The organism is Actinoplanes sp. CA-131856 (assembly GCF_050956135.1).
Taxonomy (GTDB): Bacteria; Actinomycetota; Actinomycetes; order Mycobacteriales; family Micromonosporaceae; genus Actinoplanes.
On sequence record NZ_CP191849.1, the window covers coordinates 6,147,971 to 6,168,563 of the forward strand.

A 20,593-nucleotide genomic window follows, 5' to 3' on the forward strand; every position below is an offset into this window, starting at 1 on the left:
CCCGGCGACCAGGACATCGCCCGGCTCGTCGACGAGTTGTCCGCACAGAGCGACTACTTTCGCGCCCTGTGGGCCTCCCACGACGTCCTTCGCTACCGGCGGGGCGCGAAACGCTACCGCCATCCCGTGGCCGGCGAGCTGACCTTCGACTACGAGTCGTTCCGGGTCAACGACGACCCGGCCCTGACCATGCTCGTCTACACCGCCGAGCCGGACTCCGCCACCGCGCGCGCCCTGCCTGTCCTCGCCGCCGGCGGTGTCCTCTAGGCGGCCGCTCCGCTCGCCAGGGAAGCGAGATACATGACGATGGTGATGGCGGCGAAGACGAAGCCGACCGCGCCCAGCCCGATCGCCCAGGTGGACGCGGCCTTGTGGTGGGTGCGCCGGGCGCGGACGCCGAAGTAGACCGCGGCCGGGCCGGCCAGCGCGCCGGCCGGCGGAGCGCAGAAGGCGATGACGCCGCAGATCACGCCGAGCGGGACGCTGATCCGGTCCATGTTCGCGCGGCTCTCGGCGATCCGGCGCTGCTCCTCCGCCAGGCGGCGGCGCTCGGCCTCGACGTGCTGGTCGCGTGTCTGCTGGGCGGCGACCGGGGCGGTCAGCATCAGCGCGGCGTGCCACGCAGCCGCGTGCTCCGGGTCCGGACGGTCGGCCACCAGGGTGCGGAACCACGGCTGCCGCAGCGCCTCGGCGTTCTTCGACGCCTCGGCGGCCGGCTCGGCGAACAGGTTCTGCTGACCGGCGTACGAGGCCACCAGCAGTTGCATCCGCAGCGTCTGCAGGTCGCCCGGCGAGATGGTCACGCCGACCCGTTGCAGGCGGGCCTGCGCGGCCTCGACGTTACGGTGCCAGCGGTCGTCGAGCAGCGCGTAGCCGGCGCAGCCGGGCGTGTCGTCGCAGATCGTGAGGATGCCGTCCTCGTAGACCTGGGCGAGGATCTGCCGGGCGGCCGGCTCGTTGGCGATGGCGTCGCGGGTGAGGGCACGCAAGCTCGCGTCGTCGAGGCGGCGGCCGTTGAACTCCGGTGGCGCCTGCGCGTCGAGGGCCATGATGACCTGCATGAGGCCGCGTTCGGGGCGCTCGTCCACGCCGTCGTTGAGCGCCTGCACCGCCTCCGTGCGCTCGTGCTTGGTCATCCAGTCCTTGAGGGCCAGATAGGGCGGGGCCTTCACCGCCCGGCCGGCCAGCAGGCGGCGGCCGCCGCCCCAGTCGCGGCGCAGCGCGGCGGCCAGCGCCACCGGGTCGTTGTAGCCGACGCCCTCGAAGACGAACGTGGCGCTGCTCCTCGTCGCCGGGCGGTCCGGGTTCGGCGCCGGCTCCGGGTCGGCGACCGGTGGTTTGCCGCCGGCCCGCCACGACGCGGTCTGTCCGGGACCCCACCGCTTCTCCGGCACCCGGGTCAGCAGGCCGCGCACGAGCAGGCGCCAATGGTCGTCGGCGATGTCGGACACCGCGATCTCGCGGCTGATCAGGATCGAGGTGATCACCTGCTCGTTGAACCAGCTGCCGTCCGGGTACTGGAACGGGTTCCGGCCGGTCAGCAGCTCGAACATGATGATGCCGAGCGACCACCAGTCGCTCCACTTGGAGGTGTGGCCGGCGATCGCCTCGGGCGGGGCGTAGGCCGAGGTCCGCGAATTGGTGCCGTGGGCGTGGGTGGCCTCGATGAACTTGGTGAGACCGAAGTCGGCCAGCACCAGGTCGGCCGGGTTCATCGACCGGATCAGGATGTTGCCGGGCTTGATGTCGCGGTGCACCATGCCGAGCGAATTGGCGTAGGTGATGGCCGGAGCCAGCTGGTCGAAGACGTCGAGGATCTTGTCGGGCGGCCAGGGCGCCGGGTAGCGGCTCATCAGCTGTTCGAGGGAGCCGTACTGCGCGTACTCGAGGATCTCCCAGACGTAACCGTCGCCGCGGCCGTAGCCGAGCAGGCCGATCAGGTGGCGCGGATCGGCCGTGCGCAGCCGGTTCAGCTTCTCCTCGTCGAGGGGCAGGTCCTGGCGGCGGTAGAGCCGGACCACGCACTCGGCGCCGGTCGCCCGGTCCCGGACCAGCAGCAGGTCGGCCTCGCCGCCGGCACCGAGCTCGCGAACGTACTCGTAGCTCCGGCGCAGGGTGGGAGGAAGGTTGACCCGCGCGAAGGGCTCGGCCGGCTGGTCACCGTCGCGAGTGGTGCCAGGAGCACCCGAGGCGTCGCGAGTGGTGCCGGGAGCACCCGAGGCGTCGCGAGTGGTGCCGGGAGCGCCAGCGGCATCACGAGTAGTACCGGGAGCATCGCGTGTAGTACCGGGAGCGTCGCGTGTAGTGCCGGGAGCGGCAGCATGGTCGCGAACAGTGCCGGGCACGCCGGCCACTCCGCGGACGGAGCTCGGGTAGCTGTGGCCGTCGTCGGTCACGGGGTCATTCCTTCCTCGCCGGGGCCGGGAACGGCGGCCAGCACGATGGACACGTTGTCGCGGGCGCCCGCGTCGAGCGTCGCCCGCAGCAAGCCCTCGACCGCCGCCCGCGGGTCGGCCGCCCCGGCCAGCACGGCCTCGATCCGCTCCGGCGGCAACTCGTCGGTGAGCCCGTCGCTGCACAGCAGGAACTGGTCCCCCGGGCGTACCTCGATCTCCAGGACGTGCGGTGCGACCGCAGTCGTACGGGCCCGCCCACCGAGCGTCTGCGTCACCACCGTCGCCACCGTGGCCTCGCCCGGCGCCGGCGTCACCGAGTCGTCCTCGGACAGCTGCACCATGTGCGAGTCGCGCAGCAGGAAGCAGCGGCTGTCCCCCACGTTCGCGCAGATCATCCGATCGCCGGCCAGCACCATCAGCACCACCGTGGACCCCATGCCGCTCCACGCCGGGCTGAGCGCCATCTCGGCGTACACCGCCTGATTGGCCTTTTCGACGGCCTCGACCACCGCCCCGCTGTCATGGAAGAACGGCGCCGCGTCCGCGATCGTGGCCGCGGTCACGCGGCTCGCCCGGCCGCCCTCGGCCTGCCCGCCCAGACCGTCCGCGATCAGGCACGTCACCGGCCGGATGGGATCGACCGCGAACCGCACCGGCTGGCCCTCGACCACACCCGACACGAAGCCGGCCACCGAGACGGTGTCCTCGTTGTGGTCGCGCTTGCGGCCCCGGTGGGTCACCGCCACCACGTCGATGTGGCTCACGACTCCCCTCCCGTCACCGTGGCCTCGAGGCGGGCGGCGAAGCGGATCCGGTCGCCCGCCCGCACCGGCGTCTCCTGGTTCGGCGTGAGGCGCTCGCCGTTGACGAACGTGCCGTTCATCGAGTCCAGATCGACCACGGTCAGCGCGTGGCCGTCGCTGCGCACCTCGGCGTGCCGGCGGCCGACGTTCGTATATTCGGCGAGGTGCCCGGCGATCGGCGAGTTCTCCCGGCCCACCACCAGCGGCTGACCGGCGCGCACCGCGACCGTCCCCCACGCGAAGCTCAGCGTGGGAACGCTCGGCGTTAGGCCGTTCAACCCGCAGGGCCGGCACCCGCCCTCCGGAGGCTGGCCCCCGGTGGGACAGTCGGGATCACCGCAGACACTCTCCGACGTGGCCGGCTTCGGCACCGGCGTGAGGAAACACGATTGGCAGTACTGCGTTCCGGCCGGCATGTCGGCCTTGCAGCCGGGACAGATCAGCTGCGCCATGACGCCTCCTCGTAGGTGAGCCCGCGGCGGGCCAGGGCCGCCTCGAGCGCGCTCAGGTCACCCGGCGCCGGCACGCCGATGTGGTAGATCCGGTCGCCGTCGCTGCCCACCTGGAGGCGGGTCGGGCCGGCCGGCCGGTCCACTTCGGCGTCGTAGCGCTCGTGGCCGAGCGGGGTCAGCGGCACCAGCTCCTGATTCGCCGAGCCGCGCCAGCGGTTGCCGGGCGCCCGGGCCTCGACGAACGGCCCGGGGATGACCGCGTCGAGCAGCGCCAGATGCGCGGCGAAGCGGGCCCGCAGCACCGTGAGCGAGCGGCCGCTGTAGGCGAGCAGGTCGACCGGCCGGTCCAGGCCGTCCCGCCAGGCGTGCAGCGCTCCGAGCAGGTCGAGGAACGCGGCGGGCTGGTCGAACGGCTCGCCGCCGCTGATCGTCACCCCGTCCACGTCGCCGGGCAGGCCCGCGCACCACCGCACGACCGCGGCCACGTCGACCTCGGTGTCCGGGTCGGCGTCCCAGGTGTCGCGGGACACGCAGCCGGCGCAGCCGATGCCGCAGCCCTGCGTCCACACCCCGGCCCGGCGCCCGTATCCGAGCACCACCACCGGATAGTGGACCCGGTTGATCCTGATCCTCATGCCAGGCTCACCTGCCAGATGCCGTCGGCGTGCCGCAGCCCGGTCACGGTGATCTCGCCGCCGGACGGGCCGTCGCGGCGGAACAGCTCGCGGGCGAGCGGGTTGACCAGGGCGCTCTCCAGATGCGAGCCGATGCCGCGGCCACCCATGCCGAGACTTCGGGTGGCTCCTTCGAGCAATTGCCGCCGTACGGGCTCGGCGAGCCGCAGATCGACGCCGTGCTCCGCCCGCAGCCGCTCCCGGACGTGCGCGACCAGCACGTCGAAGATCTCGGCGGCGGTCGTGGCGTCGATGAAGTTGAACACCACGATGTTGTCGCCGAGCCGGTTGAGCAGCTCGGGCCGGTTCAGCACGCTGACGAAGTGGTGTTCGACCGCGTGCCGTACCCGCTTCTCCAGCTCCTCGCGGGTGAAGGGCGGCTGGAGCGGATCGGCCTCGGCCTGGATGGCGTACTCCTCGGCCGTCACCCCCAGATTGGAGGTGAAGACCAGCACGGTCTCGGAGAAGTAGACGGTCGAGCCGCTGGCGTCGGTCAGCCGCCCGTCGTCCAGGATCTGCAGGAACTTGTCGAGGATCCGCGGGTTGGCCTTCTCGATCTCGTCGAAGAGCAACAGGCTGAAGGGCCTTTGCCGTACGGCATTTGTCAGCTCCCCTCCGGCGTCGTGCCCCACATAGCCGGGCGGGGCGCCGATCAGCCGGTCGGCCGAGTGCTCGGCCGAGAACTCGCTCATGTCGAACCGGGTGTAGGCGCGGGCGTCGCCGAAGATCTGCTGGGTCAGCTCCTTGGCCAGCTCGGTCTTGCCGACGCCGGTCGGGCCGGCGAAGAACAGCACGCCCCGGGGCCGCGAGGCGTTGCCACCGGCCTGCGCGCCGGACAGACCGAGGACGGCCCGGACGAGGATGTCGACCGACCGCTGGATGGCCTCGCGCTGCCCCTTGACCCGCGACGAGATCGTGTCCGACGCGCTGCGCATCCGGTCACGCAGATGCGAGGCGCGCCACGGGTTGTCGTGCACGCCGACCCGGTAGCAGCGCACCGCCTCGTCGATCTCGCCGATCGGGGTGCGCATCCGGGCCGCCAGCCGGGCGATGGCCATCATGCCGCGCAGCGTCATGCCCTGTGTCTGCTCGGCCAGCCGCCGTTCCAGCTCGCGGCGGCCGTCCTCGCCGGCCTCGCGATATCCGGCCAGCGCGTTGGCCAGCCAGCGGGCGGCGGTCTCGCGGACGCCGAACTCGGGCAGCGGCACGGCGATCTTGCGGACGTCGTCGTTGCCCGCGGTCAGCCAGACCGGCAGGTCGCGCTCGTTGTTCACCGCCCAGACGACCGGGTTGTAGAGCGGGCGCGGATCGGCCGGGGCCGGCTTCGGATAGGCGACCCGCGACAGCCGGTCGCAGCGGGCGAAGAACGCGTGCTCGGACGGGTCGAGGTGGGCCGGGTCGAGCATCAGCCGGGAGGCGAAGTCGACCAGGACGGCGCTGCGCTGACCGTCGGCCGTCGCCACCCGCTCGATCACCTCGGAGAGCGGGCCGAGCGGGCCGTCCTTGTCTTTCCACGGCCCCCAGGCCGGCTTGTTGTCACGCTGCACCACTTCGGCCGCCGCTTTGGCGGTGACGGGATCGGCCGGCAGTACGCCGAGGCCGGCGACCGCGTCGGCCACGACCAGATGCTGGTAGCCCTCGTCGGCCAGCACCCGGTGCAGCCCGGTCTGCAGATCGCAGGGCTCCCAGCCGTGCGGCGCCGGGAGCAGGAAGACGTCGCGGACGTTGCCGTAGAGGACGACCTGCGAGTTGATCGACAGCGCGGTGCGGACCTCGCGCAGCCAGGCCGGATATCCGTCGCTCATCGCGGCAGCTCCCGCTCGTGCCGCCGTTCGTCACGCCGCCGCTGCTGATCCCGGCGGCGGCGCTCGAAGGGATAGCGCCGGGGATCGACCGTCTGCACCTCGGGATCGCCCTCGAAGCTGCGGTGGGTGGTGGTGACCTCGAGGCCGCGCTCGCCCAGCGCGGGCAGCAGCCGGTCGACGGCCGAGCACCACTGGTGCTCGACGGCCCCGGCCTCGCCGGTCTCGCCGCCGGCCGGCGCGACCATGTTGAAGTAGAAGGAGCCCGAGTCACCGGCCCGGCTGCGGACCCGGACGGCCAGGTCGTCCCAGCCGTCGCGCTGGAGGTGGGCCAGGCCGTCGCGGCCGAGGGCCACCTCGAAGTCCTCCTCGACCGTGCAGCCGATCTCCTCGAGCGACTCGCGCAGCGCCTGCCGGGTGTAGTCGCGGACCATCGGGGCTAGCGTGGCCGCGACCGCGGCCTCGACCCGGCGGGCCAGCGCGGGCAGGTCCGGATCGGGGTCGGCGCCGGCGGCGCTGATCGCGGTCAGCGCCTCGTCGACCGGCGGCCCGGAATATCCGGCCAGGCGCGCGGTCAGCTCGCGCAGCGCGGCTCGGCGTCGGTGGACCTTCTCGTTGGCCTGGTCGACCGAGTAGCGCAGGTCGTCGAGCAGGCGCAGCTGGGTGTCCTCGGACGCGGCGGCCAGCGCGTCGGCGGCCCGCTTCTGCAGCCGCTCGGCCAGCTGGGGCGGGACGCCGCCGTCCATCCGGCCGATGACCCGCCGCAGCGACTCCGCGACCCGGGTGCTGGGCGCGGGCGCGGCCGCGTGGACCCGGGGAGCGCCCGGCACGGGGGTCGGCCTGGGCAGCCGGTCGAGGGCGGCCGCCACCTCGTTCATGACCCAGCGGGTGCGGGCCGCCGCCATCTCGGCCCGGAACCGCTGATCGGCGGCGGCGAGAGCGGCGTCGACCTGGGCCGCCCACTGCTCGGCCCGATCGACCCGGCCACCGACCGAGGGCACTTCGCCGAGCTCCGGGGGCGGGGTGATCAGGGCGCCGAACTGCGCCCGTCCCCGGGCGATCTGATCGTGCAGCAGCCGGTGCTCGGCCACCGTCCGGGCGATCCGGTCGGCGGCCTGCCAGCCCCGGGACTGCCGTTCGGCGAGACGGTCGCCGGCCGCTCCGGCCAGGGCCCCGACGCCGCGGACGGCCAGGTAGCCGGCGCCGGCCACCAGCCCCACGGCGATCAGGGCCGGCGCGGCGACCACGACTCCCACTTCTGCGCTCACTGTGCACACCCTGACGACGGCGGATGATGATGCCGTTATCTGACGGACAGCCGCGCCGGACGGCCCGAGTAGTCTCGTCGGCATGCCCGCCCGCGCTCCCGATGATCCGAGCCTGGGCACGTGGCGGCGTGATCGCGGAACCGTGGTCCGGCGGGCCGCTCCGATGCGCGGTGAGCCGGCGCCGCTCGCCATCGTGGCCGAGTCCGAGGTGCTGGGCGTCCCCACGGAGTGGTCGCCGCACGCCCATCCGATGCACGAGCTGGTGTGGGTGCGGGGCGGCACGCTGACCTCCCGGGTCGGCAAGCGGGTCTTCACCGTGCCGCCGGGTTTCGCCCTGTGGCTTCCGGCCGGGGTGACGCACGGGGGCCGGCTGACCGCCGGGGCCGAGTTCCACGACGCCTTCTTCGCTCCGGACCGCACGCCGGTCGCGTTCTCGGCGCCGACGCCGATCACCATGTCCCCGCTGCTGGAGTCGTTGCTGGTGCGCCTGGCCCGCGCCGATCTCGGCGCCGAGGCCCGGGCGCGGACCGAGGCGGTCGTGTTCGACGTGCTGGAGCCCGCGGAGCGGCATTTCGCGCTGGAGCTGCCCGGCGACAGCCGGATCGACCCGATCGCCGAGGCGCTGCTGGCCGACCCGGCCGACGGTCGCGGCCTTCAGGAGTGGGCCGATCAGCTGGGCATCAGCGACCGGACGATCACCCGGGCCTTCCGCGAGGCGACCGGGTTGTCGTTCGCGCAGTGGCGGCAGTCCCTGCGCGTCCACCAGGCGCTGGCGCTGCTGTCCGGCGGCGCCGAGGTCCGTGACGTGTCCGAGCGGCTCGGCTATTCGCAGCCGAGCACGTTCATCGCGGCCTTCCGCCGCGTGATGCGGGTGACGCCGGGCCAGGTGTCCGAAACCCCGTATCGGCTGTCCTGAGTACGGGATTGCCGCCACCAAGATCATCACCTAGCCTCCGTAAGGCAAGGCAACCCTTACTTGGAGACCGTCGCATGAATCTGCCCCACCGGCTCGCGGCCACCGCGGCGCTGCTCGGCCTGGTCGCCGCCTGCGGCACCACGAACGTGGACGAGCCGTCCACCGCCGGCTCGGCCGCCCCCACGTCGCAGACCTGCGCCGGCGACACCACGAAGACCTCCACGGAGCCGGTGTCGATGACCGACGGCGTCGGCCGCAAGGTGGAGCTGGCCAAGCCCGCCCAGCGGGTCGCCGTGCTCGAGTGGCAGCAGACCGAGGACCTGCTCACGCTCTGCCTCACCCCGGTCGCGGTGGCCGACCCCAAGGGCTACGGGACGTACGTCAAGGCGGAGACGCTGCCCGCCACCGTCGCCGACGCCGGAGAGCGCGGCGAGCCCGACCTCGACGCCCTGTACGCCACCAAGCCCGACCTCATCGTCGTGGAGGCGTTCAAGGCGAACGACGAGATCATCACCAAGCTCGAGAAGCGCGGGGTGCCCGTGCTCGCCACGGTCGGCGCCGACGCCTCGGGCCAGATCGCGAACATGAAGAAGGTCTTCTCGATGATCGGTACGGCCACCGGCCGCACCGAGCGCGCCGACCTGGTGCTCAAGCAGTTCGACGAGCATCTGGCCGCCGCCAAGCAGACGGTCGCGGGCGCCGGCGTACAGGCCAAGGACTTTCTGTTCTTCGACGGCTGGCTCGAGGGCGGCAACCTCGTCATCCGCCCGTACGGCAAGGGGGCCCTGTTCACCGAGCTCGGCGAGCAGCTCGGCCTGACGCCGGCCTGGACCGACAAGATCAATTCGGCGTACGGCAGCGGGGGCGTCGATCCGGCGTACGGGCTCGCGCAGACCGACATCGAGGGACTCACCGCCGTCGGCGCCGCGACCCTGTTCTACTCCGACGACGACACCCCGGACAGCTACGTCAAGGAGCTGCGCAAGAGTCCGATCTGGACGGCGCTGCCCGCCGTGAAGGAGGGACGGGCGTACGCCTTCCCGGCTGGGGTCTGGGGCGCCGGCGGCCCGATCTCGAACGAGCAGGCGATCGACGCGTACGTCAAAATCCTGACGAAGAAGTGAGGACCCGCGTCGCGAGCGGGGCAGCCGTCCTGGCCGTCCTGCTCGCCGCGGTCGTGGTCACCGGGCTCTGGCACATCACCCAGGGCGCCTCCGGGGTGGGCTTCGCCGGCCTGCTGCGCTATCTGTCCGGCGCACGCGAGGACGTCGGCGGCGTGCCGATCGCCGACGTGCTGACCGGCTCCCGCCTGCCGCGCGTGCTGGCCGGCGTCGCGGTCGGGGTGGCCCTCGGCTCGGCCGGGGCGCTGCTCCAGTCGGTCACCCGCAACGCGCTGGCCGCTCCCGACACCCTGGCCGTCACCGCCGGCTCCTACTTCGCGCTGTGCGCGGTCGCCGCGTTCGGCCTGGCCGTGCCGCTGTGGGCCTCGGGCGCCGTGGCCTTCGGCGGTGGCCTGCTCGCCGCCGCCATTGTGCTCGGCCTGGCCGGCAGCGCGTCCGGCATCGCCTCGACCCGCCTCATCCTCGCCGGCTCGGCCGTCGCGATGGCCCTCGACGCGGCCACGGCCATGCTCCTGATCCTCTTCAAGGAGAGCACGACCGGGTTGTACGCCTGGGGAAGCGGCTCTCTGGCCCAGTTGAACCTCGACGCCGCCGAACGCGCGGCACCGGTCATCGTGACCGTGCTCGCCGTCGCCCTGCTGCTGGCCCGCCGGCTCGACGTGCTCGGCCTGGGCGACGACGCGGCCACCTCGCTGGGCGTGCCGGTCCGCTCGACCCGCGTCGTGGCCGTGCTCTGCGCCGTCCTGCTGACCAGCATCTCGGTGACGCTGGCGGGCCCGCTCGCCTTCGTGGGTCTGGCCGCGCCGGTCGCCGTACGGCTGGCCGCCAAGCGTTTCCGCGCCCTCGGCCGGCACGCCTTCCTGATCCCGGCCTGCGGGCTGACCGGCGCGTTCCTGGTCCTGCTGGCCGACTGCGTGCTGCGGGCGGTGATGGGACCGCGGGCGGCGGCGTCGATCCCGACCGGCATTCCGACGTCGCTGCTGGGCGCGGTGGTCATCGTGGCGCTGGCGCTCCGGCTGCGCGACGCCGGGTCCACGAACCAGGCGCCCGGCGCGCGCGTGGCGATCCGTTCACGCCGCCGCTTCGTCACGGTCGTGGTGGCCGCGGCGGTCCTGCTCGCCGCGGCGGCACTGACCGGTCTGCTCGCGGGCAGCCTGTGGCTGCGTACAGGCGACATCGCCCTTTGGATCGAAGGAAGCGCACCGGATCTGATCGGCCTGGCCCTGGACGACCGTGCTCCCCGGGTCGCGGCGGCCGTCGTCGCCGGCGCGGCACTGGCCCTGGCCGGAACCGTGGTGCAGGGCACGGTCCGCAACCCGCTGGCCGAGCCCGGCGTGCTCGGCATCACCGCCGGCGCCGGCCTGGGCGCGGTCATCGTGGTGACGTCGGGGCTGTCCGGCGGCCGCCCCACTCTGGTCGTCATGGCGGTCACGCTGGGCCTGGCCGCGTTCGCGCTGATCACCGTGTTGGCCTGGCGATCAGGCCTGCGCCCCGACCGTTTCCTGCTGATCGGCATAGGTTGCGGCTACGCGCTCAGCGACGTCAGCACGTTCCTGCTGCTGAGGGCCGACCCGTGGGACACGCCGCGCCTCCTGACCTGGCTCTCCGGCACAACTTACGGCCGAACCTTCGACGACGTGCTGCCGGTGGTGGTGGTCCTGCTCGTGGCCACCCCGCTGGTCCTGAGCATGCGCCGCGAGCTGGACCTGCTGACCCTCGACGAGGACACCCCGCGCATCGTCGGCGTCCGCCGCGACCGGGTACGCCTGACCTTGCTCGCGACAGCGGCCATAGCGGCGGCGGTGTCGGTCATCGCGATCGGCGTGGTCGGCTTCGTCGGCCTGGTCGCCCCACACTTGGCCCGCGGCCTGGTCGGCGTCCGACACGCCCGCGTCGTGCCGGTCGCCATGCTGCTGGGCGCCCTGCTGGTCAGCGCGGCCGACACGCTGGGCCGTACCCTCATCGCCCCGTCCCAGATCCCGGCCGGTTTGATGATGGCCCTGATCGGAGCCCCCTACTTCGTCTGGGTGCTACGCCGTTCCCGGGCCTGAGCTCCCCACGTGCACCAGAAGAGCCTCCCGCACCTGCCGGTCGAGGAGAAGCTCGACGACGTCGGGAACGTCAGCGAAGACAGTCGCCGCCCCCGGTTGCTCGACCTGTCGGAGCATCGCCTGGCAGACATCGGCGCACGGCTGCTCGCGAATCATGTGCAGCAGTTCGGCCGGCGCATAGTCGTTCTCCCCACGGACGGCGCCCGGCCATGCCCGCAGGCAGAGGACCACAAGGCGATAGACGTTCTGCCGCGCTCGCGACAATACGAAACGGTTCAGGCCGCAGATCTCGATCGTCTGCCGGCCCTTCTCCGTGAGATGCCGGTATTCACCCACGGTGAGCGACAGCGCCAGATGGTCGAAGGGGTCCTCGGCCGAGGGATCGATCAGTAATGGGCGGCCGTGGTCGTCGAGGGGGAAACTGTCTCGCTTGTCGTGACTGTTGCAGTGCGAGCAGGCCAGAAGATGATTGAGCCAATCGAAGGCGCGCAGCGGGGACCGCGCGAGCGGTTCGTAGTGGTCGATGTCGGTGCCGAAGCTGTCCCCGCAGTACATGCACCGTTCGGCGCCGGGAGCCATTCGCTGCAAGACGCCGCGGACCGGATCGGTGACATTTGTTCGGGTGCTCGTGAGCCGCCACAGGTCCCGAGCCGTCTTCGCACGCTTCGCCGGGTCAGCGGCACGGATCTGACCGGTCAAGGTCGTCATACGGGTGGTGACTTCTGCGGCCAGCGGCAGGCGGCGGATGGGTATCACGGTCGCTGCTGTTCTCCGCTTGCGGCCAGCCGTGCGGCGAGTTCGTCGACCCTGGTCGGTGGTGAGCTGGTGAGCAGGTCCCGCAGTTGTTCGAAGCGCCGCACGTCGCGTTCGTCGGCACGTCCGGTGATGACGTCGGTCTCGAGTTCGACGAGCTCCCGCCGGAGCGTGAGAGCCTGGTCCGAGTACGGAGTGTCCAGGCCGAACAATTCCGACATGACCGCGTCGTCGCCGCTGCCGTAGACGATCCGTTCGTAGAGTTCCCGCTCCACCACCTGCGGAGGCTTGTTCTCGTCGGGGCCGGGAAGACGGATCAGGCCGTTCTCGTCGGCGGCCTGACAGATGTAGGGACTGTGTGTCGTGACGATGAACTGCGTCTGAGGGAAATGCCGCTTCAGCCATCCCCCGATCCGCTTCTGCCAGGACACATGCAGGTGCGCGTCGACTTCATCGATGATGACCACGCCGGGGGCGAAGACCGTCGTCACGCCGTCGGCCGTGTCGATGTCGAGGCGACCGTAGGCCTCGTAGACCTGTTTCAGCAGATCGACGACCAGGGCGGCGACAGTTCGATAGCCGTCGCTCATCTCACGCAGGGGAAAGCGGTGACCGCCCCGCTCGACCCACAGCCCGTCGGAGTTGACCTCCTCGATCGCGTAACCGTCCGGGAGCAGGCCGTCGCCGAGCACGGCCAGAGCGGCCTCCTTGAGCTCCTCGGCCCCCGGCCTTTGTTCCAGTGAGCGCAGGTGCTGTTCGATCAGCCAGCTCACACCTTCCGCGAGGGAAGCGTCCTCGTGGAACAGGCTCGCCATCCGTGGCGCCGGGCCTCGGCTCAGCATGAGCCGCTGAGCATCGCCTGAGCCGCCGGCGAGGCGGCGGAACGGGCCGTACGCGGCGCAGAACCAGCCGATCGGGTTGTCGTACCAGGGACCGCGACGCGGGGTCGTCTTGCCGCCGGATCCTGGGATGTGCTCGCTGATCGCGGGCTGCCTGTCCCGGCCACCGAAGAGGTCATCCTGCGGGACGTCCCAGCCCAGGCCCGCCCAGAACGGCCCTTGGGGCGGGCGCCCTCCGGTGCCGAACCGATCGATGTCCTGGTCGTAGGCGAGGAGAACGGCGGCGACGGCCTGGGATTGGCCGACCGACACCCAGCTGGCGAAGTCGCTGACGAGGTTGCGGGCCACGCCGGGCCCTCCGACGGCGAGCGCCACGGCGCGCAACAGCGAGGTCTTCCCTGACCCGTTGCGGCCCGCGAGAACCGTCCAGCCGGCCAGAGACCCGTCCGGCCGGGTGAGATCAAGCGTCACGTCGCGGGCGCCGTGAAATCCCCGCACGTTCTGCAACTTGATCTCTTTGATGTACACCTGTCGTCCCCTCGCCTTGCCGCCCGACAATCGCTGTCAGCGTATCCAGCGCGCTTGACCGGCGGGGCCTTCGACGCGCGACGGCGCGGCGGGCTCCGTAGGCTGTCGCCGTGCCTGACCGACCGGAGATCGTGTGCCTCTGTGGCTCTGTCCGCTTCGTGGACGCGATGAACGTGGCGAACCGTGATCTGACCCTCGCGGGGGTCATCGTCGTCGCGCCCGGCGTCTTTCCGCGCGCCGGTGAAACGGACGAGCTCACCGGCGAGCGGAAGGCCGCTCTGGGCGCCCTCCACCTGCGCAAGATCGACCTGGCCGACCGGGTGCTGGTGGTCAATCCGGGCGGGTACGTCGGTGAGTCCACGAGCAGGGAGATCGCGTACGCGCGGGCCGCCGGCAAGCCGGTCTCGTTCACGGACGGGCCGTCAGGTGGCGGCGATGTAGGCCAGGGCGAAACCCACCGTCGGGATGCCGAACAGCACTGACACGGCGGCGAGCTTGCCGATGGTGGGGCTTCGGGTCAGGGCGGCGTACGCCATCAGCAGCACCGGCGCCATGACCAGCTGCGCGGTCAACGTGGAGCGTGGCACCACCATGTCGAGCGCGGCGCACACCAGCGAGACCGCGAGCGCCGCGCCCCACAGCGCCACGCCGAGCCGGTGGGCGAACCGCGCGCCGAAGCGGACCGCGAACGTCGTGTCGCCGGCGCCCTCGTCGGCGGCCAGGTCGGTGACCGTGGTCGGCACGTACAGGGCGGCCGCGAACAACACGCCGATCACCCCGATCGGCCACGGGAAGAGCCACGGGTCGCGGGTGATCGACCAGCCCGCGGCCGGGGAGACCAGCCCGACCACCAGCGCGTTGACCGCGACGTCCCAGCCCGGCCGGGTCTTCAGCCGCAACGGCGGCACGCTGTACGCCCAGCCGAGCAGCAGCACGCCGCCCACCCCGAGCACGAACAGCGGGCCGACCAGGAACGCGGCGCCGACCGAGGCCGCCGCGGCCGCCCGGTACCACGCGCGCAGCCGCCGGGCCGACACCGCGCCCGTCACCAACGGCGCGGTCGCCTTGCGCGGGTTGGCCCGGTCGCTGCGCAGGTCCTGCAGGTCGTTCTGGGCCAGGACCGCGGCCCAGACGAGCGGGCCGAGCACGAGCAGCGCCACCACCGCCCGCCCGGCGTCGGCCCGGTCCGGCAGCCAGGCGTGCCCGGCCAGGACCGTGCCCAGATAGGCCGGAACCCACGAGACCGGCCAGAACCAGGGCCGGGACACCGCGACGATCAGCGTGGCCTGAGTCATGCCTGGCATCGTCGGCCCGGCGGCCTGTGCCGCCGCTGAGAGCCTGACTGCGGCGCGCCCGCCGGTTGGGCGGGCGCGCGGCGGCGGTGGGTCAGGCCGGGATGGCCGGAAGCTTGGCCATGGCCTGCTTGACGGCGTCGCTCGACAGCTCGTGGTCGGCCATCTCGCCGGCCAGGTAGCGGCCGTAGGCCGGCAGGTCGAGGTGGCCGTGGCCGCACAGGGCCGTGAGGATGACCTTCTCCTCGCCGGTCTCCTTGCAGCGCAGCGCCTCCTCGACGCAGGCGGCCAGGGCGTGGGTGGGCTCCGGAGCGGGGATGATGCCCTCGCTGCGGGCGAAGGTCACGCCGGCCTCGAAGCACTCGCGCTGGTCCTTGGCCACCGCCTCGATGAGGCCGAGCTCGTAGACGTGGCTGATCAGCGGGGACATGCCGTGGTAGCGCAGGCCGCCCGCGTGGATCGGGTCGGGGATGAAGTCGTGGCCGAGGGTGTGCATCTTCATCAGCGGGGTCATCCCGGCCGTGTCGCCGAAGTCGTACGCGTAGACGCCCTTGGTCAGCGACGGGCAGGCCGCCGGCTCGACGGCTCGGATCACCGGGTCGATGCGGCCGGCCAGCTTCTCGCGGAGGAACGGGAAGGCCAGCCCGGCGAAGTTCGAGCCGCCGCCGGTGCAGCCGACGATCACGTCGGGGGTGTCGCCCGCCTTGGCCAGTTGCAGCAACGCCTCCTCGCCGATGACCGTCTGGTGCAGCAGCACGTGATTGAGGACGCTGCCCAGGGCGTAGTTGGTGTCGGCGTTCTGCGCGGCCACCTCGACCGCCTCGCTGATGGCGATGCCCAGCGAGCCCGGGGAGCCGGGGTCGGCGGCCAGGATCTGCCGGCCGGCCTCGGTGAGTGACGACGGTGACGGGTGGATGGTCCCGCCGAAGGTCTCGATCATCATCTTGCGGTACGGCTTCTGGTCGTACGACGCCCGCACCTGCCAGATCTCGCACTCCAGTCCGAACTGCGCGCTGGCGAAGGCGAGCGCCGTGCCCCACTGGCCGGCGCCGGTCTCCGTGGTCAGCCGCCGGATGCCCGCGGCCGCGTTGTAGAAGGCCTGCGGCACGGCGGTGTTCGGCTTGTGCGAGCCGGCCGGCGACACACCCTCGTACTTGTAATAGATCTTGGCGGGAGTGCCGAGGGCCTTTTCGAGGCGGTGGGCGCGGAACAGCGGGGACGGCCGCCACAGCCGGTAGACCTCGAGCACCTCGTCGGGGATCGGGACGTAGCGTTCGGTGGTCACCTCCTGCTCGATGAGGGCCATCGGGAACAGCGGGGCCAGGTCGCCCGGGCCGACCGGCTGGAGGGTACCGGGATGCAGCACCGGGGGCGGCGGGCTCGGCAGATCGGGCACCAGGTTGTACCAGTTCTGCGGCATCTCCGATTCGGACAGCAGGATCTTGGTGGCGGTCATGCCCGGATTCTGCCCGTCCGCGCCCGTTCCCATAAGCCATTCACCCAATGTGTTTACAGGGTTACTACCGGTGAGGTTAACTAGCCTTGAAGGCTACGCCTCGGAAGTCCTATAAAGGCGTTAAGCGTACTTCGCCATTATCCCCGGCTTTCGGTTACCGGAACAGACCTCCGGTGCGACTCGGCCGCACGACAGGTGTCCGGTCTGTCTACAGTGGATTTTGAGGCGGCGGGAGCATGAGCTGCGTGTCGGTCAGCCGACAGTGTCCGGTACGCGCACGCTCCGTACACAATCAAGCACTTGACTGCCGAAGGCTAGTCAGGCCGGAGGCGACGGACACGGTGTGCGACTACGCCTTGTGGCGACCTCGATCACGTGAGAGTTTCCGTCGAGGCCCCCCAGCCGTGACTCGCCGTTCGCGTCAGCCGGAGACCCGGACGACGGGGCCACACGGCGCCCGAACGAACAGAGAGTCGAGATGATCGATCTACCGACAATCGCGTCGATCGCCGCACTGCTCGCCGTGGCGATCTTCCTCGCGGCCCAGCAACAGCAGATCCGCGCCACGCAGATGACCGACATCCGCGAACGGCACTTCGAACTGATCAAGCTGATGCTGGATCATCCCGAGCTGGACTACAACGCGACCGGCCGCGCGGCCGGCGACGATCGGATGACGGCCATCGGAATGAGCATCTGGGTCGCCCACTGGAACACGCTGTGGCACATGGGACAGATGGACGAGAAGGCTCTGCGCTTCAACCTGGCCGACCTGTTCCTGAAGTCCGAGGCGCAGAAGTGGTGGGCCGACGTCAGCGACGGCTGGTCGACGAAGGCCAACCGGCGTGAACGCCGGTTCATCACCATCGTCACCGAGGAGTGCGAGATGGCCACTCGGTCGAGTGTGGGGGTTGCTGTCCGGGCGCACCATTGATCCCATGCTGATCCGGATCACGTCCAGCGACGACCCGAGCCTGCACAGCCTGGCCGAGTGGCTCGAGGCCGACGACTTCGAAGCGTCGCTCGGCGCCTCCGGCGCCCGTCCGGGGGCGCAGAGCCCGCTCGACGTGATCGACGTGATCCTCAGCAACGCGACAGCGATCGCCGCGCTGCTGCTCTCGTACCGGCAGTGGCGCACCGCGAAGGATCGCGGCGATGGCCCGAAGATCACCTTCAGGCAGGGTGACGTCGAGATCACCGCCGAGGACGCCGACGAGGAGACCATCCAGCGGGTCCTCGAGGCTCTGCGTGACGGGCCGCGGTGAGACTTCCCGACCCCGCCCACTCCCGGGCGGTGCTGATCGGCGCGTCGCACTTCTCCTCCATGGAGGACCTTCCGGCCGTCACCGCCAACCTGGACCGCCTGGCCGAGCTGCTCGGCGACGAGCGGGTGTGGGGCCTGCCCTCCGAGCACGTCGTGGTGGTGCCCGAACCGGCGTCACCCGGCGAGGCCCTCGAACAGATCCACCGGGCGGCGGCCGCGGCGAGCGACACGCTGCTGGTCTACTACGCCGGCCACGGCCTGCTCGACGACGGCGACGACCTGCTGCTCGCGCTTCCGGGCACGGACATGGCCAAGCCCTTCACCGCGATCCGGTTCGACGACGTACGCCGTCAGGTGCAGCGCAACCACCGGCGGTCGTCCAAAGTGATCATTCTGGACTGCTGTTACAGCGCCCGCGCCATGGCCGGTGGCATGACCGGCGACGACGTCCTGGCCGACAGGGCCGCCGTCGAGGGCAGCTACCTGCTGGTGGCGGCGGCCGAGAACAAGGCCGCGCTGGCCCCGCCCGATGAGACCTACACGGCGTTCACCGGCGAGCTCGTCACGATCCTGGAGAAGGGCATCGAGAACGCTCCCGACCTGATCGCGGTCGAGCAGGTCTTCTGGCAGATGCACCGCGAGCTGCTGGCCAAGGGCCGTCCCCTGCCCCAGCAACGGGCCCGCCACGCGGGCGCGAGCATCGTGCTCACCCGCAACCGCTGGTCGGCCGGGCCGCCGGCCGCTCACACGGACGAGGACGGCCTCGCCGTTCTCGTCGAGTTGCCGGCCACGCCGGCGGCTCTGATCGCCGGCGTCCGGGAGGAGAGGGCGGCCGGACGGCCGGCTCAGGCCGAGCTGCTCCTGCAGGAAGCCGGCCGGCGCAACGCCGACCAGGTTGTCGCCGGCCTGCTGTTGCGGCTGGCCGGAGCGGACGCCCGGCTCATGCTGCGGGGCGCCTCGGCGCGGCCGTTCGCCGACATCTGGGCGATCCTGGAGGTCCTCCGGGAGATGGAGGCCGGTCACCTCGCCGACGATCTCCTGCGGGAGATCGCCGACGGGGCCGCCGCGCGGACCGTCGAGGTCATCCACGGTCTGCGCGACCGGCCGGGCGCCGGCCAGCGGCTGAGCGACCAACTGCTCCAGCACGCGATCGCCCTCGCCGCCGAGGGTCACCCGGGCCGCGTCATCGACCTCGTGTCGACGCTGTCCGCCCGCGGGCTGCCGGACGTCGCCGGCACCGCCGTCGACCAGGCCATCAAGCTGCTGAAGGGTGACGACGCGGCACAGGTCGCCGATACCTTGCGCGAGGCCGGCCGGGACGGCGAGGCGGCCCGGCTGTACGCGGCCGCCATCCCGGCCATCGTCGACCGGGAACCGCAGCAGCTCGCGGAGATCGCCCGGCACATGAGCCGGCGGCGTCTCGGGGCGCCGGCCGTCGAACTGGCCGTGCGCGCCGCCCGGCGGGCCACTACGGCGCCGATCCGGGCCCGCCTGCTCCTCGCCTTCGCCGGCGGCGGTCTCGACGAGCCGGGAAGGGCCCTGATCGCCGAGCTGGCCACCCTCCCCGAGGACGAGCTGGAGCCGATCGCGGCCGAGCTGTTCAGGAACGAGAGCAACGAGGCCGTACGCCTGTACGTCGCCGCCGCCGGGACCGGTTCGGCCGCGCGGCTGATCCGCCTCGTCGAGCACCTCCTCGACAACGGCCGGGTACGCGACGCGGGCAAGCTGGTCGGCTGGGCCGCCGGCGCCCGCGACGATCACGACCTCGCCGAGCTGGCGTCCCGGCTGGCCGAGCCGTACCGGGCCGGGCTGCTGCGCAAGCTGATCGAGGGCCTCCTCGGTGAGGCTCTGGCCGGCTTCTACCTCCTCGCCCGGGAACAGGGCGGCGACCTGCCGCCCGCGGTCGAGCGCGCGATCCCGAACCTGCCGGACGACGAGTTCGCCGGCTTCCTCGCTCGGCTGTCGGCCCGCGGCGAAGAGGGACTGGCCGCCGAGTGGCTCGGCTCGCGCCGCGACAGCGCGGCTCTGATCGCACAGTCGGCCTTCCGCACCGACCCCGGCCTGCGGCGCGCCCTCATCCCGGTGCTCACCCGGATCTCTGCCCTGGCCGACTGCGTCGTCCTGGTGGTGTCGGCCGAGCTCGCCTCCGGAGACACGCCACCGTGGACGCTCGCGAGCCTTCCGCCGCCCTCGATCAGCGCCGTCGTGTCGGCCTTCGACACCGTCGCCGGCGGCGGCAAGGCGGGCGTCCTTCAGGCCCACCTGGCCGTGCTGCCACCCGGCGACCTCCGCCGCGTTCTCGTGGCCGTGACCCGGCACGGCGGCCGGGCGGCGACGCAGCGCGTCCTGGAGGCGGGCGTCAGCGTCACGATCGTCTTGGAGGCCCTGGGCGAGCTGCCACCGGATCACCGCGCCGAGCTCATCGATGCGTTCCGGGGAAAATCCACTAAGAACGATCTGTTCCGGCTCGGCGCTCTCCTCCGGCAGGCCGGCCGGTCCGGCGAGGCCCAGGTCGCGCTGGCGGGCCATCTGTTCCTGCCGATCGAGGCGGCCGGCGATCCGGTCGCCATGGCGGTCGCCGAGCACCTGCACCACTTCTCGTTCGGCCACGGCCTGACCGACCGCTATCCGGTCAGCCAGTACCGGCTCGACGAGCTTGTCGCGCTGGGTCAGCTGGAGCGGGGCGAGACCTGCCTGCTCCTGCTGCGCTTGAACCTGTACTCCAAGCGGAGGCAGATCGTCTTCACATCGGCGCAGGCGCGGCACTGGGAACCGGACGCGACGCCCGTCGGCTACCGCGAACTCGGAACGCTCGGCGACATCGGCGTCCGGAAGAGGCACCTCACCTTCCGCTCGGCCGATGGGGACCTGCCGTTCCGGGGCTGGCAGTTCACCACGGCCGAGGAGGCCACAGCCGTCGGCGACCTGTTCCGTGCCGTCCAGCGGATCGTGCGGAGCTTCGTGTCGGACACCTGACG

The 20,593-nt window shown here is 71.9% G+C and carries 17 protein-coding genes and 1 pseudogene; 8 read left to right on the forward strand and 10 right to left on the reverse strand.

Features of this window, described 5'->3' with window-relative positions; translation table 11 throughout:
• Positions 1-6 precede the first annotated feature (6 nt).
• Positions 7-267, forward strand: a pseudogene (locus tag ACQP2X_RS28475) (MmyB family transcriptional regulator); the annotation flags it as partial.
• Here the strand turns inward: ACQP2X_RS28475 and ACQP2X_RS28480 are convergent.
• From ACQP2X_RS28480 to ACQP2X_RS28505, 6 genes are read right to left on the reverse strand one after another with little or no spacing between them, the layout of a single operon-like run.
• Positions 264-2,396 carry a protein kinase domain-containing protein gene (locus tag ACQP2X_RS28480; RefSeq protein WP_498687006.1) on the reverse strand — a complete coding sequence of 711 codons (2,133 nt, stop codon included), beginning with the start codon at positions 2,394-2,396 and terminating at the stop codon, positions 264-266. The pseudogene ACQP2X_RS28475 and the gene ACQP2X_RS28480 overlap by 4 nt on opposite strands.
• Positions 2,393-3,160, reverse strand: coding sequence for a PP2C family protein-serine/threonine phosphatase (locus ACQP2X_RS28485; RefSeq protein WP_498687008.1), 768 nt, complete (start codon positions 3,158-3,160; stop codon positions 2,393-2,395). The genes ACQP2X_RS28480 and ACQP2X_RS28485 overlap by 4 nt, the downstream gene beginning before the upstream one ends.
• Entirely contained in the window at positions 3,157-3,651 is a 495-nt protein-coding gene (locus tag ACQP2X_RS28490) for an FHA domain-containing protein (RefSeq protein WP_498687009.1), read from the reverse strand. The genes ACQP2X_RS28485 and ACQP2X_RS28490 overlap by 4 nt, the downstream gene beginning before the upstream one ends.
• Entirely contained in the window at positions 3,639-4,286 is a 648-nt protein-coding gene (locus ACQP2X_RS28495) for a 4Fe-4S cluster-binding domain-containing protein (RefSeq protein WP_498687012.1), read from the reverse strand. Before ACQP2X_RS28495 ends, ACQP2X_RS28490 begins: the two co-directional genes overlap by 13 nt.
• Positions 4,283-6,130, reverse strand: a complete 1,848-nt coding sequence (locus ACQP2X_RS28500) for an AAA family ATPase (RefSeq protein ID WP_498687013.1) — start codon at positions 6,128-6,130, stop codon at positions 4,283-4,285. The genes ACQP2X_RS28495 and ACQP2X_RS28500 overlap by 4 nt, the downstream gene beginning before the upstream one ends.
• Positions 6,127-7,395: a hypothetical protein gene (locus ACQP2X_RS28505; RefSeq protein WP_498687015.1), complete on the reverse strand. Its 1,269-nt coding sequence runs from the start codon at positions 7,393-7,395 to the stop codon at positions 6,127-6,129. The genes ACQP2X_RS28500 and ACQP2X_RS28505 overlap by 4 nt, the downstream gene beginning before the upstream one ends.
• Positions 7,396-7,477: 82 nt before the next feature.
• Here ACQP2X_RS28505 and ACQP2X_RS28510 point away from each other — a divergent pair, with 82 nt between their 5' ends.
• The 3 genes from ACQP2X_RS28510 (at position 7,478) to ACQP2X_RS28520 (ending at position 11,483) form a co-directional block, all read left to right on the forward strand.
• Positions 7,478-8,311, forward strand: coding sequence for a helix-turn-helix domain-containing protein (locus tag ACQP2X_RS28510; protein ID WP_498687017.1), 834 nt, complete (start codon positions 7,478-7,480; stop codon positions 8,309-8,311).
• Between the two features lie 74 nt (positions 8,312-8,385).
• Complete coding sequence (locus ACQP2X_RS28515) at positions 8,386-9,435, forward strand: iron-siderophore ABC transporter substrate-binding protein (RefSeq protein ID WP_498687018.1); 1,050 nt, start codon at positions 8,386-8,388, stop codon at positions 9,433-9,435.
• Positions 9,432-11,483 (forward strand): iron ABC transporter permease, encoded by a 2,052-nt coding sequence (locus ACQP2X_RS28520; RefSeq protein ID WP_498687020.1) that lies wholly within the window; start codon positions 9,432-9,434, stop codon positions 11,481-11,483. The genes ACQP2X_RS28515 and ACQP2X_RS28520 overlap by 4 nt, the downstream gene beginning before the upstream one ends.
• Here ACQP2X_RS28520 and ACQP2X_RS28525 read toward each other — a convergent pair.
• Positions 11,463-12,239: an HNH endonuclease gene (locus tag ACQP2X_RS28525; protein WP_498687022.1), complete on the reverse strand. Its 777-nt coding sequence runs from the start codon at positions 12,237-12,239 to the stop codon at positions 11,463-11,465. The two genes, ACQP2X_RS28520 and ACQP2X_RS28525, sit on opposite strands and share 21 nt — an antisense overlap.
• Positions 12,236-13,603 carry an AAA family ATPase gene (locus ACQP2X_RS28530; protein WP_498687023.1) on the reverse strand — a complete coding sequence of 456 codons (1,368 nt, stop codon included), beginning with the start codon at positions 13,601-13,603 and terminating at the stop codon, positions 12,236-12,238. The genes ACQP2X_RS28525 and ACQP2X_RS28530 overlap by 4 nt, the downstream gene beginning before the upstream one ends.
• Positions 13,604-13,713: 110 nt before the next feature.
• Between ACQP2X_RS28530 and ACQP2X_RS28535 the strand changes: the two genes are divergently transcribed.
• Positions 13,714-14,085: a hypothetical protein gene (locus ACQP2X_RS28535; protein WP_498687024.1), complete on the forward strand. Its 372-nt coding sequence runs from the start codon at positions 13,714-13,716 to the stop codon at positions 14,083-14,085.
• Here ACQP2X_RS28535 and ACQP2X_RS28540 read toward each other — a convergent pair.
• Both ACQP2X_RS28540 and ACQP2X_RS28545 read right to left on the reverse strand, forming a co-directional pair.
• Positions 14,026-14,898, reverse strand: a complete 873-nt coding sequence (locus ACQP2X_RS28540) for a UbiA prenyltransferase family protein (protein WP_498687025.1) — start codon at positions 14,896-14,898, stop codon at positions 14,026-14,028. The two genes, ACQP2X_RS28535 and ACQP2X_RS28540, sit on opposite strands and share 60 nt — an antisense overlap.
• Before the next feature lie 91 nt (positions 14,899-14,989).
• Positions 14,990-16,351: a TrpB-like pyridoxal phosphate-dependent enzyme gene (locus ACQP2X_RS28545; protein WP_498687027.1), complete on the reverse strand. Its 1,362-nt coding sequence runs from the start codon at positions 16,349-16,351 to the stop codon at positions 14,990-14,992.
• Positions 16,352-16,829: 478 nt separating this feature from the next.
• On the opposite strand from ACQP2X_RS28545, the gene ACQP2X_RS28550 reads away from it, so the two are divergent.
• Genes ACQP2X_RS28550 through ACQP2X_RS28560 form a run of 3 tightly spaced genes read left to right on the forward strand, consistent with a single transcriptional unit; the run spans position 16,830 to position 20,591 of the window.
• The gene (locus ACQP2X_RS28550) at positions 16,830-17,285 is read left to right on the forward strand and encodes a DUF6082 family protein (RefSeq protein WP_498687028.1); all 456 of its coding nucleotides are present in this window, start codon (positions 16,830-16,832) and stop codon (positions 17,283-17,285) included.
• A 4-nt stretch (positions 17,286-17,289) separates the two neighbouring features.
• The gene (locus ACQP2X_RS28555) at positions 17,290-17,616 is read left to right on the forward strand and encodes an effector-associated constant component EACC1 (protein ID WP_498687031.1); all 327 of its coding nucleotides are present in this window, start codon (positions 17,290-17,292) and stop codon (positions 17,614-17,616) included.
• Entirely contained in the window at positions 17,613-20,591 is a 2,979-nt protein-coding gene (locus tag ACQP2X_RS28560; protein WP_498687033.1) for a caspase, EACC1-associated type, read from the forward strand. Before ACQP2X_RS28555 ends, ACQP2X_RS28560 begins: the two co-directional genes overlap by 4 nt.
• Positions 20,592-20,593: the final 2 nt, after the last annotated feature.

Bases quoted from the DNA above. Each gene is read 5' to 3' on its own strand.
- ACQP2X_RS28540 (WP_498687025.1), bottom strand. From the start codon at position 14,898: ATGACTCAGGCCACGCTGATCGTCGCGGTGTCCCGGCCCTGGTTCTGG.
- ACQP2X_RS28510 (WP_498687017.1), top strand. From the start codon at position 7,478: ATGCCCGCCCGCGCTCCCGATGATCCGAGCCTGGGCACGTGGCGGCGT.
- ACQP2X_RS28555 (WP_498687031.1), top strand. From the start codon at position 17,290: ATGCTGATCCGGATCACGTCCAGCGACGACCCGAGCCTGCACAGCCTG.
- ACQP2X_RS28545 (WP_498687027.1), bottom strand. From the start codon at position 16,351: ATGACCGCCACCAAGATCCTGCTGTCCGAATCGGAGATGCCGCAGAAC.
- ACQP2X_RS28500 (WP_498687013.1), bottom strand. From the start codon at position 6,130: ATGAGCGACGGATATCCGGCCTGGCTGCGCGAGGTCCGCACCGCGCTG.
- ACQP2X_RS28490 (WP_498687009.1), bottom strand. From the start codon at position 3,651: ATGGCGCAGCTGATCTGTCCCGGCTGCAAGGCCGACATGCCGGCCGGA.
- ACQP2X_RS28550 (WP_498687028.1), top strand. From the start codon at position 16,830: ATGATCGATCTACCGACAATCGCGTCGATCGCCGCACTGCTCGCCGTG.
- ACQP2X_RS28515 (WP_498687018.1), top strand. From the start codon at position 8,386: ATGAATCTGCCCCACCGGCTCGCGGCCACCGCGGCGCTGCTCGGCCTG.
- ACQP2X_RS28495 (WP_498687012.1), bottom strand. From the start codon at position 4,286: ATGAGGATCAGGATCAACCGGGTCCACTATCCGGTGGTGGTGCTCGGA.